At 69.7% G+C, this 290-nt stretch carries 1 protein-coding gene; it reads right to left on the bottom strand.

Annotated features, from left to right (window positions below; translation table 11 throughout):
* A partial coding sequence (locus PZH32_RS13680; RefSeq protein ID WP_275208806.1) for a helicase HerA-like domain-containing protein occupies nucleotides 1-290 on the bottom strand: 290 nt, incomplete at both ends.

Raw genomic sequence — 290 nt, 5'->3', positions numbered from 1 at the left:
ATGCCGTTGTCGTCGGCCAGGCGGAAGGCGATGGCCAGCACGCCGCGCTGCACGTCGGTAAGGCCAATCAGGCGAGCGAGCAAGTCGGGCCCCATGTCGGAGATAGTGATGCGCACGGGGATGCCGTCGGCGGTGAGCATGTCCCACAGACGCACATCGCAGCCGCGGGGCGTCCACCCCTGGGCGCCCAGGGACGCAGCACGCTCGGCCATGGCCTCGGCGTTGTCGGCCGGCTCGGCCTTGCCCGTGACGTCACCTTTCACATCGGCAAGAAACACCGGCACGCCGGC

The organism is Adlercreutzia equolifaciens (assembly GCF_029076695.1).
Classification (GTDB): Bacteria; Actinomycetota; Coriobacteriia; order Coriobacteriales; family Eggerthellaceae; genus Adlercreutzia; species Adlercreutzia equolifaciens_A.
Note: the sequence above shows the minus strand (reverse complement) of the source record. Positions and strands in the feature narration are given on the sequence as shown.